Consider the following 16094-nt stretch of genomic DNA (forward strand, 5'->3'; position numbering starts at 1 on the left):
CTTCTTGCTTCTTGCTTCTTGCTTCTTCAGGACTTACGCAGAGACTCTACTTATGGCTAGGGCGCCATTCGGAGCTTGGCGTTATCTAATACCATTCACCCCTACAAATGGTTCTTTAATAGTCAATTTGCGTAAGTCCTGTTCTTCCTTCTCCCTTCTTCCTTATTCCTAGAAACTTAATTAAAAATATCTAAAAATATCCCTAAAATTCTATTAATAGGACTGAAAGGAGCTAAAACACCTCTAACATTATCAGTCAAAGCTGCCCTACCAGAACGACCAACTAAAATTACATCATTATTAAGTAAAGTAGGATTAGTTTCCTCATTAACTTCTGCAGAAAAATCTACCTGTACCTGACGACGAGTAACCGTACCATTTGGGTTGAGACGAATAAGTTCCACTTCTTCAGTTTCAGCTCTTCCCTGGTTAAAACCCCCTGCCGCTAATAAAGCTTGATTAAGCGTACTATTAGGAACCATAGAAATTATCCCAGGATTAACAACTTCTCCAATCAGATTAATTTTTAGATTGCCAGGAGAAAAACTTGATGCGGTAACTTCAGCTAATTCATCCAAGTTAACTTCATCTGCTACTGGCACATAAATTGTATCTCCTGACTCTAAAACTAAGTCCTGGTTTAAATCTCCATTTTGCAGAAGTTGCCAAAGGTCTACTTTTATAACTTGTTCTGTACCAGCACGAGTTAGTCGGCGTACCCTTATTTGCCGAATATCTGCAGATGGAGTAATACCCCCTGCCATTTTAATCGCCTTAGTGACAGTATGCAACTTAGTATTTTGAGCAGATGAAATATTGTTATCTGCTTCGGTAGAATCTGAGTTTTCTTCTGTAGCTGAAAGTTGACTTTGGTCAATACCTGTTTCTAATATATATGGACCAGGTCGTGCCACCTCTCCCACCACTGCAATATTGAGAGGTTGAGTATTAGTACCAGCAAAATTAGCATTTACTAATTGAGCAGACTCTACTGGATTAACTTCAGTAATACTAGGGACAAACAAAGTATCCCCGTCCCGCAGAGGAATATCTTGGCGCAAATTACCATCTTGCAGTAATTTCCATAAATTAATACTGATGACTTGCTCTGGAGCATTGAGTTGGGTACGACGAATTTTGATTTGCCTGACATCTGCTGAAGTTGTCACTCCACCTGCAACCTGTAATGCTTTAGTAACTGTCGGTAATTGAGTCCCACTTTGATTATCCTCCCCTCCATCAACAATAGGAGAAATAGTATATGAACCTGGATGTTGGACTTCTCCAGCGATCGCTATTTTTAATGGACGTGCTGCTAAGAGATTAAGATTAACTATAGATATTTGTAGATATTCTCCGTATTTTTCTTGAATTAATTCTTTTGCTTCATCTAAAGTCTTTCCTTCAACCGAGATATTACCTACCAATGGCAAGTTAAGAGTCCCATCAATTTGTACTTGATGTTGGCCATTTTCCCCACTATATTCTGGCATATTGAAGATATCTATTTGAACGCGATCGCCACCGCCGAGTGTATATGCTGTTGAGTCTGGTAAAGGAGTTTCTGGTTCAGGAATAGATATTGGTTCTGGTGCTGGAGGAAGCAGTGGTGGTGTTGGTTCCGTACCTTGAGGCCAAGGTTCTGTTAGTTTGGGTAAAGTTGAGTTTGCTGGTGCTTTCTGAAATTTTGGAGAGAGGGGTTGAGCTTGTGCAGAATATGCCAATCCCCAGCAACTGCATAATAAAACTATGATTCCATAGCTTAGATTTTTGGATAAAGATATTATTAGCAAAATGTCTTCTTCCCAGTATCTGGATTTATTTTGCCTCATTGCTGAATCCCTCCCTATTCTTTAGATTATGCTAAATGACCTGATTTTTCTAAACTACTAATTATATGAGCTACGCTTTCTTCTAATGTTTCTTTATCTGTGTAACAAGTAATTTCTGGATTTTCTGGTGGCTCGTAAGGGTCGTCAATACCAGTAAAGTTTTTGATTTCTCCTGCCCTTGCTTTGGCATATAATCCTTTTACATCCCGTGTTTCGCATACTGCTAAAGGTGCATTTATATAAACTTCTATAAAGTTTTCATCCATTTTCCTAATTTGATTGCGTATTTCTTTGTAGGGACTTATTGCTGCGGTAATTGCCACTACTCCGTTACGACTGAGGAGATGAGCTACAAACCCAATTCTCCGGACATTTATATCTCGGTCTTCTTTACTAAAAGTCAACCCTTTTGATAGATTTTCTCTAACTATATCTCCATCTAATATCTCTACTTTACGACCTCTTTCTGTTAATTTTTCTGCCACAACCTTACTGATAGTTGTTTTCCCAGCTCCACTTAAGCCTGTAAACCAAAGAATAAACCCTTTTTCCATTTTAACTTGATTTTTGTGAGTTTTGACTAATTTTACATTTTACCGGAATTTGTGAATTAGTAGTTAAGCAATACTCATATAACTAAATTTTTTGACAAACACAAATAAAATTTTAGGCCACCAACCTGTTAATAATTTTATTTACTGAATGAGGGCTATCTAAACCGGATAATAATGGGTAGGTAGTTGAAACATCGTTTTTGTTCTTTCATAATCTGTGGAATTAATTTAGGTCTTAACTTTACATCCGCTTCTCTTCGTAAACCCACTCTAAGAGCTTTTTACTCAACCCCTTTTTAAAATATTAGTATTACTTACTCACCACAATTATTGGTCAATATTTTAGTGTTTAAAATGGGTATAAAAGAAAATTCAATTCATAAATTATTAGTGAAATATCCTGATTTTATCTTTCATGTTTGTATCAGAGAATAGACACTCTCACACGGATTTAACCTATGCAAAGTTATACAGCGATAATTTTTTCTTTTTTATTATTACTAGGTAATGCTCCTAGTAGTAAAGCTTTAATCACTGAAAATGAAGTAGCATTCTCTTCTACATTTTTCAGAGGATCTGCTCGAACTAGAACTCATAAAGATAATGTCAGAAAGAGAAGTATACGAGCTTTTGTAAACACAATTGGTACTTCTGATTTTGATTGTGAGCTTGAAAATGACAAATGTTCTCATCGTGGTAGTGGACGCTGAAGCTTATTAAAATGTCTCTTGCTGTATTAAGTTTTAATTCTTAATTACATCTTTGTTAAAGTTACTTAAGGCTTTGGTTTGACGATCTTAACTCTCTGAAAATTTGTCAAAAATTCTCTTGTTAATTAACGAGAGAATTTTATTGTTTAATATCATAAAAAGCTGTTGGGCATTTAAACTATATAACTTCAGACCTTTAAGTGTTAACAGAGAACATCAAATCTCAATGGGTTATTGACCTTAGTAACTATTGATACTACTGCTATTAAGTGCGGTCTATAGTACTTTTGTATGTTATATTGATATAAATATGCATGTCAGTCAAAAGTACACAGGGTGTAAAAATCTACTAAGATAACAATCTATTCGCACGCTTAATTTGCGTGCCTGCTCTTACGCCAAATGCAAAAAGTCTCAAAGACATATACTTGCTTGGTGCAAGAGTTATATTTGGCTGACTTTCTATTATTGAAGTATCATCATGGTCAGCATATTTTTAATAGAGGATGATACTATGCCTCTTAAGTTTTTGTTATTTTGGGGATTGTAATGAAAAGTGATACCGATCTGATTAATAGCCTTAGCCCCAGTGCTATGGATCAGATTATGTTATATTTAGCATTTAGTGCCATGAGGACGAGCGGGCATCGTCATGGAGCTTTCTTGGATGCAGCTGCAACTGCGGCTAAATGTGCGATTTATATGACCTATATTGAACAAGGTGAAAATCTTCGCATGACAGGACATCTGCATCACATAGAACCTAAACGGGTTAAAGTGATCGTGCAAGAAGTAGAAAAAGCACTCAATGAAGGCAAACTACTAAAAATGTTGGGTTCTCAAAAACCTCGCTATTTGATTCAGTTTCCCTATGTGTGGCTCGAACAATATCCTTGGAATCCTGGGCAATCAAGGGTTCCTGGTAACAATCTTACTACTGAGGAAAAGCGATACACTGAAACTAAACTCCCTCCAAATATGCCTGATGCTAAATTGATTAATTCTTTTCAGTTTATGGAGTTAATTGAGTTTTTACACAGGCGGTCTCAGGAAGATTTACCACCAGAACGCCGAATGCCTCTAAGTGAAGCTTTAGCAGAACATATTAAACGTCGCTTGATTTATTCTGGTACGGTAACTAAGATAGATTCTACTTGGGGAATGCCTTTTTATGCCCTCACTCGCTCTTCTTATTCTCCAGAAGATGAGGAGGAACGTACTTATATCATGGTCGAAGAGACAGCTCGTTATTTCCGTATGATGAGGGATTGGGCAGAACAAAACAACAAGGTAATGCGTGTTTTGGAGGAGTTTGATATTTCTCCAGACCGGTATGAGCAAGCTAAAGAAGAGTTAGACGAAATCATTAGACATTGGGCTGATCGCTATCATCAATCAGACGGAAAACAAATGGTAGTACAAATGGTTTTTGGACCCAAGGATGATTAGTCTAATTACTTGTAAACTTCAATCATTGAGGAGTTAGAAGTTTTCTAGCTCCTGATGTAATTTTATTTTTAAATGAAGGTTGGTAATTTGTAATTTGTAATTAGCAAACTTCTCAAACAACTTCACTGTAAAATTATTCAGATAAATTTTCATTACTTAGCAAAATTTTCTATAGTTTCCTTCAGCATATTCTAGTAATTCTTCCCTAGTCATCCTACTAGCTTTCCGCAAATCAATACTTTTTCCGCTCCTAAAAATTATCGTCGCTTTTGTTCCTATAATCGTTTCTTGAATATCAACCACTAGATAATTCCCTTTATCTTTTCCCCAGTGAACTTCAGCTTCATTCCTTCACTTTTAAACATTTGATTTTCCATTCATTTATCATCCGATTTGTAAGGATGCCAATTGTCTTTAACTAGCTATCAGTATTTTAGCACTAAGCTTTCAGCACGCTAAAAGCTTGGGTTTACAGCAGTTTCGGAGTTAGTGAGGTACAAAGTTTGATCGCTTTAGTCAATAGACATCTCCAGAAAAGGTTCTGAAACCTTTATAGTACTGTTCCAAAATAGGTATTTTTGGAGAGGTCTAATACCAATAATAAATAAGGAAGAAGCAAGAAGGAAGAAGGGATAAGTATTGAAAAAAAAGGGAAAAAGATAGAGATAACCATCTAACTTGCACTGGGTCATCTATTTTTAAGCATATCCGATCAAGATGCACTTTTTATAGCATTCTTTTTTCGGTAGTGGTGCATTGTAATTTTTTCGGTAACGGTATAGCAAGCATTTCAGCCACCATTCACCATTACTATACAGGACTACCCTTTTTTCAAACTGGTATAATAGGGAAGATAGATTTAATCTTTAAGGTAGTGGTGCATTGTAATTTTTTCGGTAACGGTATAGCAAGCATTTCAGCCACCATTGACCATTACTATACAGGACTACCATCTTTAATGGTACCTCACCATCCTCAAAAGTTCTGTAAATCCCCGACTTCTATAAGTCGTTTAATTTTAAGAGGGATTGCCTCTTGTAAGAAGCTGACTACTAAATGCCAATCAGCTGTTTGTGGAGAATTCCAGACCTAAACGCTTTTTAAGTGCTTTAATTAAAAAATTATTTGGTGCATCAAAATCTTCTCAATTATTTTGTTTCCAATACCAATTAAGATATAGTAGTCCTCAAAGCATCTTCCAAATCCTGACAAAAGTAATAAATTGCTTCTTCTACTTCTGAATTCAAAAAATCTACACCTATGCTAGTCAAAGCAGGAGCATACTTTTTAATTATTTCTTTGATACCTTCATCTAATTGTAAATAAAGCAAAACTTTGTCTCCATTTTATAAACCAGATAATTAATTTGCACAATTAAAAGGGTAAGTTTTTAAGATGATTTTTTCGTATTAATTGGCATTCAATTATTTGATATTATTTTGTACTTTTTCTTTTCGGTTTACAAATGTAGAAAAATTTTTGAGAACATAGTATAATACCCCCCTCTAGACGGTATTGAAATTGCTTGGGGTTTGTAGACAGGAAGTGCCTTTTCGAAGACTATCCCCATCTACTTCTTCCTTCTGCAAGACTTAATTACTCATTTTCAGGTGATGGAGAAACTTCTACTTCTTGCTCATTTTTTGGTGAAGAAATAGACTCTTTATCCTGTTGACTCTCTTCTGTAGTAACTGGTTGTTCTGATTCTTCTTCTTCAGAACTTGCAGGAGACTCAACTGCTTCTTTCTCCTCTACAGTATTAGACAACTTTACATCATTAAATAAAGGTCGATTAAAAGCACCTATCTTAAAACCTTCAACATCTGAACTACTAACATAACTCCACATCCAACCAGGACTATAAAGTGGCATCATCACTGCATTTTCCAACAAATATTTCTGAACTTCTATAACTTTTTCTTGTCGTTCTTCTAAGTTAGTTGTAGTTCGCATTTCTGTTAGTAATGTATCCAGTTCATCACTGTGATAACCTCCCATCCAACCAGGAGAATGCCACAATGTATAAAGAAAATCTGGGTCATACCAAGACCACCCCATCATATCAATAACACCATTACCTTCTGTTTGACTATTTTCCTCTTTTATTCTGGCATTAAGAGTGCCAATATCCATTGTTTCTAACTTAGTTTTTATTCCTACTTCTTCTAGTTGAGTTTGAAAATTTTCTATTACTTTTTGACGGTTTCCTCCTTGCCAAGTTAAAAGAGTTATTTCTAATGGTTGATCCTCACTATAACCAAGTTCCTCTAATAAAATTTTTGCTTCTTCTGGGTCTGGTTTAATACTAAACTCGGAACAAAGTTTTTCATCACTGGGAAACATCACATCTGCGATCGCGCATTCGGAAGGTTTAACTAAACCTGCAAATACTTCCTCAGTTGCTTTTTTGGGGTCTATTGCATAAGTTACTGCTTGTCTTGCTTTTTCATCGTCAAAGGGAGGTCGGGAAGTAACGAACTCTAAAAATACTATTTGACCACTATTCTCAGCAATATGAAGTTTGAATTTTGAGTCTTCCTCAAGAGCAGAAATTTCTTCTAATGGGGGTTCAGTTAAATGAATTTCTCCAGACTCGAGTGCTGCTAAACTCGCTTCCTTTTCTGGCATAGTTTTAATTATCAATTTTTTGATGTAGGGAGTACCAGAATTTTCTACTTGTCGCCCATAATTTTTGTATTCTGGGTTGGCCTCCAGTACAAGTTTTTCCCCTTGAGTCCACTCAACAAATTTGAATGGACCTGTACCTATTGCTCCTTCTATGCCAAATTTGTTGTTATAGGTTTGAATGGCAGAAGGACATATCATGCTGGAGTAAGGATCGGCAAGAAAGCGGAGAAAGGGGCTAAAAGCTTGAGACATTTTGACTGTAACTGTGAGGTCGTCTACAACTTCGACAGTTTCTATTGGTCCCCAACTTTCTGTGGTGTTGTTTTCTGTCTCAGGGTCGATCGCTCTGTCGATGGTAAATTTGACGGCATTTGCATCAAAGGTTGTGCCGTCATGGCATTTGATATTTTCGTTGAGTTTAAAGGTATATTCTTGCCCGTTATCGCTGACTGACCATTCTTTGGCTAGGTTTGCTTGGATTTTACCTTGGTCATCGAAGGCCAAAAGTGTTTCGTAGATTTGATCGATTATTTGTCTAGATAATGGTGATGTTGATTTGTGGGGGTCGAGGGTGTCGGAGTCACTGTAGCGTGCCCAAACGAGGGTACCTGGTTCGGGGATGGTTGGTGTTTCTGAGTTTCTGGTGGTTTGGGTGTTGTTGCACGCGATCGCTAAGGTGGCAACTGTTAATGCTACTGCTATGAAACGCCAAATTTTTTGATGAGTTAGTTTCTTGAAAAAATTGTCTAGGGAAAACATAATTAAAATATTAATTTTTTTTTATTTAGCCAGCAAAATTTATAATCACATCACAAAATGTGCTGTATATTTTTCGATGTAGGGGCGAATGGCATTTGCTAACGCAAAGCTCCGCTAACGCCCCCTACTGATATCGTATTGTCTAAGAATTTGCTTAAGTCCTTTCAACAATTAATAATTAATAATTAATAATTAATAATTAACAAATACATCTCCTTGAAAACGGATAGGATTGACAAAGAGATGAAAATTTTTATTTATTATCCCCTTAAAAGGGGAGGCTTTAAACCACAATTTTTCGGTAAATTTTTAGATTTGACCACAATGGGTTAAGTTTTGTTAAAATATCAAATGTAAACTTCATTAATCATATTGAATAAAACTTTGTTAGACGAACAGGCGAAGAAAACAATATTGCGTAAGATTCCTCACGGATTATACATCTGTGGTGTTAAAGATGGTGAGGAAGTTAATGGTTTTACGGCCAGTTGGGTAATGCAAGCATCTTTTGCGCCTCCCCTAATTGTTAATTGTGTAAATAAAGATTCTAAATCCCATGCCATGATTAAGGCTAGTGAGGTATTTTCCCTAAGCTTTTTAGCAGCAGGACAAAAAGATTTAGCTCAACAATTTTTCAAACCTCAACGTCGCGTGGGAAATAAATTTGAGGATATAGAATTTTATCTGGGAGAAACTGGTTGTCCAATTATTTCAGATACTCTTGGTTATGTGGAATGTCAAGTTGTTGGTGCTGTAGAAAAGGGCGACCATACTGTATATGTAGGAGAAGTAATTGCTGCAGGTGTACATCGTGAGGGAGACCCTCTATTGTTAGAAAGTACAGGTTGGAATTATGGTGGTTAGTTGTCATATATCAGGACTTACGCAAGTTTACCTTGAAAACCCCATATGTAGTGGCTTTCTGGCATTCGCCCTCTCGATTTATTGTCCGTGGGTAAGTCCTGATATATTAATTAGCACTCAGCGATCAGCTTTTTGATGTTTATGAGTGCTATATAGATATAGTTTTGATGAATAGCTCTTTAGCTCATATCTACTAGATTAAGCTATAACCATTTTTTTTTGTTAATTATTGCTTTGTCGATTAAATCTAAAAGCATTGACATATCAAGACAAGTGACTTTTTGGTATTGAAAAAAGTGCAAAAGTTTCAGCTCTTCATGCTCAAAAATTTGATATTTTAGGCGCATAGTTGGGCAGAAAAATCATTCTTACAATTCTTACTCCTACCTACTCTAAATTCTCCTGTCTCCTGTCTCCTGTCTCCTGTCTCCTAACCCCTACTAAAAGACTTTTTCAGCAAACCCTAATTATTGATTGATTTATGCCACTAATTAAAGTTCAAACTTCTGTTTCTCAACCAGAAAAAGATAAAATTGACAGCCTCTTAAAAAATCTTTCCTCTGGCATGGCGAAGCATTTTGGCAAACCAGAATCTTATGTAATGACTACTTTTGAATCAGATATTCCTATGACTTTTGGTGGTAGTAGTGATGAACCTGTCTGCTACATGGAGATTAAGAGTATTGGTACTATGAATTCTCAGCAAACAAAAGGGATAAGTCAAGATTTTTGTCAACAAATTAATCAGGCTTTAGGTGTACCAAAAAATAGAATTTATATAGAATTTTCTGATGCTAAAGGTTCGATGTGGGGCTGGAATAGTTCCACATTTGGTTGATTTTTTGTAAGCATTTCCTATGGAATGATGCGTAAACAAGTGTTATACCAATTCCCAAAAATATTGCTATACTTTGGCCGTACTTCAGTTGTCAACTGATCTGTACAAGCAAAATCACTTTGCATCCTAATTTCAGCTAAGTTAATGTTAATTATTCTTATCTTTGCTTCTCCCCCACTCCCCCAATCCCCTACTCCCCTGCTCAACAAAATGTAGAAAAATTTTTGAGAAATGGTATTAGCTGTCAGCTATCAGCTATTAATTTAATTGCCCTTGAAAAAGGAATCAGAGTTGAAAGATTTAAAAGAATTAAAAGTCGGAAATAAATTAGCTACTTACTTGCGACTCAATATTACTCAAATCCTCAAACTACTAATTCCTGAAAGCTGACCGCCAATGGCTGTTTGCGCAGCATTCCGCAGGAAATCCTTACGATTTTTCTTATATCTTTCCAGATAAATAGATGAAGTTTTAACTAATAATTTATTCACTCTATTTTTGTTACTAGAACAGTGGGAGCATCTTGCTCCCGTGCCAGGCATTTCTTATTCCTTCTTCCTTCTGAGATAGAATCCGGGTAATTAGTTATCGTATTACTAAGGAGTAAGGAGTAACGAGTAAGGAGTAACGAGTAAGGAGTAACGAGTAATATCAAATCCAGTTGAATACTTAATTGTATTGTTGGGGGAGATGGGGAGATGGGGAGATGGGGAGATGGGGAGATTGAATAATGAACATATACTATATAACCGGATTCTATATGAGATAAAACTCCGCCTAAATTAATCAACAAGGCGGAGTAATTAATTAAAGAAATAATACTTATAGCAATCCTATTTTATTTATGTATAAAAATCTTACCGCTTTTAGGCAACAGGGAACAGGGAACAGAGAACAGCGAACAGGTGGTAGTTTCAGTTTTTTTATCTACTTTTTGATTTGCCACAACTTATTTAGGATTGCTATATATTGAATAATTCCTAGAGCAAAGAATGGGTTTGTCAAGACTTATGCTGATAATAAACCTTAGAAAAGGAAATATTTTTTCCACTTTTGCCTGTTCCCTATTTCCTATTCCCTGTTCCCTGCTATCAAGGAATTTACGGAAATACTTTAACTTACTTTTAACATAGAAGTATTCAACAAATCACACTCTGAATCTTTTAAATTCCAAGCTAAACCATCAAAAGCAATTTTATCAATTAAACTAGCTAACCGCAATGCTTTAAGAGCTTGTTCTCCTCCAACTGAAGGTTTATTCCCTCCACCAACACAATGAATAAAATGCTCTAACTCTGCATGAAGAGGTTCAATATTGCTAGTATAAACCTTTTCAATTAAACCATCCTGACGATAAAGTACCTGACCATAATCAGTCACATAATCTGCTGTTGTTTGACGGTGAATCAGAATTTCATTGTTAAGAAAATCTGCTTCTGTCAAAGAATTTTTACAGTGAGCAATAATAGAACGTAATTTTTTATGTGTCACCTTACTAGCAGTTAAAGTCGCCACAATACCATTGGCAAAACCAAGAGTAGCTGTTACATAATCTAAATTTCCAGAACTAGAAACACTACTTCCACTAGCAGTTAATTTGACAACTGGAGAAGCAACTAATTCTAGTAACAAGTCAATATCATGGATCATTAAGTCCAAAACTACAGACACATCATTAGCTCGATGAGAATAAGGACTCATCCGATGAGCTTCTAAGGCCAATAAATCTTCAGTTTTGAGGACTTTACTAAGTTCTTGAAAAGCAGGATTAAACCTTTCTATGTGACCCACTTGTAAAATTCGGTTAGCTTCAGCAGCAGTATTTACCAAAAATTCGGCCTCGGCAATACTACCAGCAATAGGTTTTTCCATTAAGACATGGACTCCTGCTTCTAAGCAAGTCATTCCTACAGCGTAATGCTGAAGAGTTGGAACTGCTACACATACAGCATCAACATGAGGTAAAAGGTCTTTATAATCCTCAAAAAAACGAACTTGATATTTACTAGCAGTGTCGAGTCCTCTTTCCACATTAATATCTGCGACACCAACTAATTCTGTATCTTTGAGCAAATTTAGGACGCGGGTATGATGCTGTCCCATATTACCAACCCCAATAACTCCTACACGAAGAGATTCTGGTTGACCATGTTTAGTAAAAACGGATGAATATACTTTAGACATTCTATTTAGCACTCCTAGATTCTCCTCCACCACACCTATTTAGAGTAAGGTATTGACACTCACCCGTTAAATCCGAGATTATAACGGGTAATTCTTGTTTTTCTAACGCGAAACTGCGCTAACCGCGATTCTTAACTAGGCAACAAATCAAAACAATTTGAGTTGCACCTCCGCTACTACCATCTCCACAAGCTTTCTTGCTCCGTCTGCTGAGGAAACTTCAGTGCAGGCCGTGTGCTTTTCTTTAACCCTGTGCCCCATGGCCATTAATCCTCTTTTTCTAATTAGGGCTTGTTGATTAAATCTAAAAGCATTGACATATAAAGACAAGTGCCTTTTTGGGGTCGAATTGCAGTGCCTGGTTTTCAGCTCTTCAAGCTCAAAAAGGAGCGTATTTTAGGCTCATAGTTGGGCAGAAAAATCCCAAATTGACAATTGTTACCGAATAATTAAGGTAAAAATCCTCTCCTTGGCTGCGCCACGAGCTGTCGCTCTACAAGGAGAAACAAGCGGTCGAGAGATGGCGAGGTCTCCTCGCCATATCCAATCGACCAAGAGAGAAAAATTTTTCATTAATTAGGCAATCAATTCCGTTTTCAAGCAGAGGTAATTATTAATTATTAATTGTTGAATCCTACCTCCTCGCTAATTCCCCGTTTATCCTGATATTCCCCTCCTGGGATGGGGAGGGGCGAGGGGTGGGTTGTCTCCTGTCTCCTGTCTCCTGTCTCCTGTCTCCTGTCTCCTGTCTCCTGTCTCCTGTCTCCTGTCTCCTGTCTCCTGTCTCCTGTCTCCTACCCCTACTAAAAGACTAGTGAAGCGCAAACCCTAATTACTTTTGCAGCAGCTACATCACGATTTATATAGGTTTTTTTGTTCAGTCTTTGCAAATTTATCTTATATGGCAGTGGAAGGAAAGGTCATTTCAGTTATCATTTTTTGAGTTACGAGTCGGGAGTGTAGTAGAGGCAATACAGGAAAAGCTTGAAAAGTACTCCCTCTACGCTCCTTTGTTCCTGAAAATCTAAAATTTAGTATTTCATCAGTATGACTATCACTATACCTGGAAATTATACTCAAATCTAAAGAAAATATTACGATTTTCCGAATTTACTAAAACTCTATGAAATAATTAGATTCAATAAAAATTAAATTGAGGCCAGCAAATATAAAGGCCTTAAATATAAAATTCCGAAAACACCAATCTCTTGTTTATTAAGGGTTTGGTGTTTTCTAATTTTGAGGTAATTTCTAAGAGTTGAAGCAATCAAAAATTAGTTCAATATTTTTCGATGACAACAATAGTAATTAAAATAGGCACTTCCAGTCTGACTCGTTCTGAATCGGGAAATTTGGCCTTATCCACAATTGCTAGCTTGATCGAGACTATTGCCAATCTACGTTCTCAGGGACACCGAGTAGTTTTGGTTTCTTCTGGAGCAGTTGGTGTAGGTTGCGATCGCTTAGGACTAACTGAAAAACCTCGCAATATTTCCATGAGGCAAGCAGTAGCAGCAGTGGGTCAAGGAAGACTAATGCGAGTTTATGAAGACTTGTTTACATCTTTGAAACAAACAATTGCCCAAATCTTACTTACTAGGAGTGAGCTTTCACGACGTAGTAGTTATGTCAATGCTTACAATACATTTCAACAATTGTTGCGAATGGATGTAGTCCCAATTGTGAATGAAAATGACACTACTGCTGTGGAAGAACTGAAATTCGGGGACAACGATACTCTATCAGCTTTAGTTGCTGGTCTAGTAGAGGCTGATTGGTTATTTATATTAACCGACGTTGACAAGTTATATTCTGCGGACCCTAGAAATAATCCAGATGCTTTACCCATTACCTTAGTAGAACGAATAGAACAACTCGAAGAATTTCAAATTCAAACTGGAGATTCTGTTAGTGGATGGGGAACAGGTGGAATGATTACGAAAATTGAAGCTGCCAAAATTGCCACAGCGGCAGGAGTGCGAACTGTGATTACTGATGGCCAAATTCCTGCCAATATACCAAAAATTCTGAATGGAGAATCTATTGGGACTCAGTTTGAACCTCAACCACAACCAGTAAATGCCCGCAAACATTGGATTGCCAATATTTTAGTACCTGCGGGCAAGCTGTATCTGGACATGGGTGCAGTTCAAGCAATTTCTGAATCTGGTAAATCTCTACTAGCTGCTGGTATTACTCAAGTAGAAGGAGAGTTTTATCCATCGGATGCTGTAGAACTATGCGATGAAGAAGGTGGGGAAATAGCTAGGGGACTTGTCAACTACAGCAATACTGAATTGCAACAAATTCTGGGTTGTCGCTCAGAAGATATACCTGATATTTTGGGTTATACAGGATCTGACACAGTAGTACATAGGGATAACCTTGTAGTTAAATGTTAACAGCCTTTGACTGGAAGTCAGTCCTCAGTAATAACCGAGTCAATTGTTCTGCCCAACTATGCGCCTAAAAATACGCTCAAATTTGAGCGTTTTAGACGTGATACCAAGCACTGCCATTCGACCCCAAAAAGGCACTTGTCTTTATATGTCAATGCTTTTAGATTAGATCGGTAAGCCCTAATTAATTATTAATTATTAATTATTAATTATTAATTATTGAACTCCTTCTTCAAATCATTGTTTCTGGTGGAGCAAGATCGGAACCAACAACTACACTACTTTTAGTAGATTTTAATCCTGGTGTTTGACTAGTTTCTAAATGTTTATCTGAGTGAGCAACTGAATCAGGAGTTTCTAATTTATCTGGAGTAAGATTTGCTCCTGGACTTGGTTGTTGAGACATCCAATTTAGTCCACCTACTGCACCGGCCATTAAAGCTGTATAACCTATATATAGATGAATGGGACCTATACCTAATCCTATGTTCTTATTGGAGTTAGACCAAGATGGCATTAACCCTTGAAGTGGATCGGACATAGGTAAAGCTTCTGCTAGAGCTACTCCATCAAATCCTAAAGCGTTACCAATACGAAAGATGAATCCTCGAAGATATACATCTTCTGGTAGTTCGTCTGTTTGGCCTTTTTCTATAGCTTCTAGATAATGAAGGGGTACGAAGGTTTGTTTATGAATTTGTTTCATAGATAAACAACGCATTTTTCGTGCTTTTTGTAGTTTTTCCCCTAGTTGCTGTAAATATGTATTTCTTTCTTGAACTAATAAGGCTGCTTTTTCTGCTTTTGTGAGTTTTTTTCGCCGTTTTCGTCGATTATTTTCTGGTGGTAATTCTTCTAAGGAATTTTCGTTATTTTCTGAGAGATTAGTTTCCATGTTGCTGGAATCTATGGATACTAAGGCTGATTCAGTAGTAATTTCTGATTCTACAGTAGTAGTTAGGTTAGTACTCATGTGTGTTTGAGGTTGATTTTGATGATTTTGGATTAACTGTTCTTGATTCATTTGTTGGTAATTAATATTTTCTTTCTGCTCATTCATATTGTGAGAATGAGGGTGAATTGGGTCTGCTGAAGATGCTTTTTTTTCTGGTGTTAATGTTTTAGTCAAGTTTTTTATGCTGAGTTTTATTGCTTCTACTCCTAACACTTCGATTTGAGCTTCGGTTTGAGCTACTGCTTCTTCTAGAGAAGTTTTTATGTCAGTCAACATTACACTATAAGCTTCGTTAGTATAGGTTTCAGCTTCAATATTACTCAGTAGCGATCGCCAATTATCTTGACCAATTTCTATAGGAATATGCCCAGAAAAACTATAGCCAGATGTAGGTTTTAATTCCATAGTTAGGGTTTTAGTTTTATTTATACTTAATCGGAGTATTCTAAGTAATTTATTCTGGAAGTTAGTGTTGATTCCGGATATAAGAAGTGCGAAGACTTAATTTTTATTTTTTGTACAAGTTTCCAAATATTTCAGTTTTTTTTCCTGGCAAATTTTTCTAATGAGTAACCTTTAATTTATATATTGCGAAATAGTTTTTGCAAATATTTAATCAGGTTATTAATTTTATGTTAATTTTATAGATAGATTAATTACCTACAAATTAATAATCCAGTTAAAGTATCAATAGAAAGTGCAATTCTAAAAAACCATAACTGGATATACAAATTTTTTTTCTCAAATAATTCTTGAATATAGTTTATAGGAGTTTTCCAATAGATAGACTACAGTAGCCAAAGCATTTTTCTACTGCCTACTCCCTAGTTTCTCTCTTAGTAAGCATTACCTTGCGTCTGCCTCTTCCAGTGTAAAATGCCTCTTACAGAGTAGGTAACCCTAACGCCGAAAGGGGTCGCAC

General features: G+C 36.5%; 11 protein-coding genes and 1 pseudogene. 5 read left to right on the forward strand and 7 right to left on the reverse strand.

Features of this window, described 5'->3' with window-relative positions; translation table 11 throughout:
* Positions 1-176: 176 nt before the first annotated feature.
* Entirely contained in the window at positions 177-1724 is a 1548-nt protein-coding gene (locus F6K23_RS08590; protein ID WP_293153388.1) for a polysaccharide biosynthesis/export family protein, read from the reverse strand.
* A gap of 134 nt (positions 1725-1858) precedes the next feature.
* Positions 1859-2404, reverse strand: a pseudogene (gene cysC, locus F6K23_RS08595) (adenylyl-sulfate kinase); the annotation flags it as partial.
* A 440-nt stretch (positions 2405-2844) separates the two neighbouring features.
* Between cysC and F6K23_RS08600 the strand changes: the two are divergent.
* A complete protein-coding gene (locus tag F6K23_RS08600; RefSeq protein WP_293153391.1) occupies positions 2845-3096 on the forward strand; it encodes a hypothetical protein in 252 nt (83 codons plus the stop codon).
* A 549-nt stretch (positions 3097-3645) separates the two neighbouring features.
* The gene (hetR, locus tag F6K23_RS08605) at positions 3646-4545 is read left to right on the forward strand and encodes a heterocyst differentiation master regulator HetR (RefSeq protein WP_293153393.1); all 900 of its coding nucleotides are present in this window, start codon (positions 3646-3648) and stop codon (positions 4543-4545) included.
* A 1169-nt stretch (positions 4546-5714) separates the two neighbouring features.
* Here hetR and F6K23_RS08610 read toward each other — a convergent pair.
* Both F6K23_RS08610 and F6K23_RS08615 read right to left on the reverse strand, forming a co-directional pair.
* On the reverse strand, positions 5715-5876 hold the full coding sequence (locus F6K23_RS08610; protein ID WP_293153395.1) for a hypothetical protein: 162 nt from the start codon (positions 5874-5876) through the stop codon (positions 5715-5717).
* A 265-nt stretch (positions 5877-6141) separates the two neighbouring features.
* Positions 6142-7932, reverse strand: coding sequence for an ABC transporter substrate-binding protein (locus F6K23_RS08615; RefSeq protein ID WP_293153398.1), 1791 nt, complete (start codon positions 7930-7932; stop codon positions 6142-6144).
* Positions 7933-8316: 384 nt separating this feature from the next.
* Between F6K23_RS08615 and F6K23_RS08620 the strand changes: the two genes are divergently transcribed.
* Both F6K23_RS08620 and F6K23_RS08625 read left to right on the forward strand, forming a co-directional pair.
* On the forward strand, positions 8317-8796 hold the full coding sequence (locus F6K23_RS08620; protein WP_293153490.1) for a flavin reductase family protein: 480 nt from the start codon (positions 8317-8319) through the stop codon (positions 8794-8796).
* 481 nt (positions 8797-9277) lie between these two features.
* Complete coding sequence (locus tag F6K23_RS08625) at positions 9278-9634, forward strand: phenylpyruvate tautomerase MIF-related protein (protein ID WP_293153401.1); 357 nt, start codon at positions 9278-9280, stop codon at positions 9632-9634.
* Between the two features lie 1113 nt (positions 9635-10747).
* On the opposite strand, the gene F6K23_RS08630 is transcribed toward F6K23_RS08625, so the two are convergent.
* Both F6K23_RS08630 and F6K23_RS08635 read right to left on the reverse strand, forming a co-directional pair.
* Complete coding sequence (locus F6K23_RS08630) at positions 10748-11818, reverse strand: Gfo/Idh/MocA family protein (protein WP_293153404.1); 1071 nt, start codon at positions 11816-11818, stop codon at positions 10748-10750.
* A 147-nt stretch (positions 11819-11965) separates the two neighbouring features.
* Positions 11966-12148 (reverse strand): hypothetical protein, encoded by a 183-nt coding sequence (locus F6K23_RS08635; RefSeq protein WP_293153407.1) that lies wholly within the window; start codon positions 12146-12148, stop codon positions 11966-11968.
* Positions 12149-13110: 962 nt separating this feature from the next.
* On the opposite strand from F6K23_RS08635, the gene proB reads away from it, so the two are divergent.
* Positions 13111-14220 carry a glutamate 5-kinase gene (gene proB / locus F6K23_RS08640; RefSeq protein WP_293153410.1) on the forward strand — a complete coding sequence of 370 codons (1110 nt, stop codon included), beginning with the start codon at positions 13111-13113 and terminating at the stop codon, positions 14218-14220.
* 229 nt (positions 14221-14449) lie between these two features.
* Here proB and F6K23_RS08645 read toward each other — a convergent pair whose 3' ends face one another.
* Entirely contained in the window at positions 14450-15577 is a 1128-nt protein-coding gene (locus F6K23_RS08645) for a helix-turn-helix transcriptional regulator (protein WP_293153413.1), read from the reverse strand.
* Positions 15578-16094 lie beyond the last annotated feature (517 nt).

Source organism: Okeania sp. SIO2C9, from assembly GCF_010672455.1.
Taxonomy (GTDB): domain Bacteria; phylum Cyanobacteriota; class Cyanobacteriia; order Cyanobacteriales; family Microcoleaceae; genus Okeania.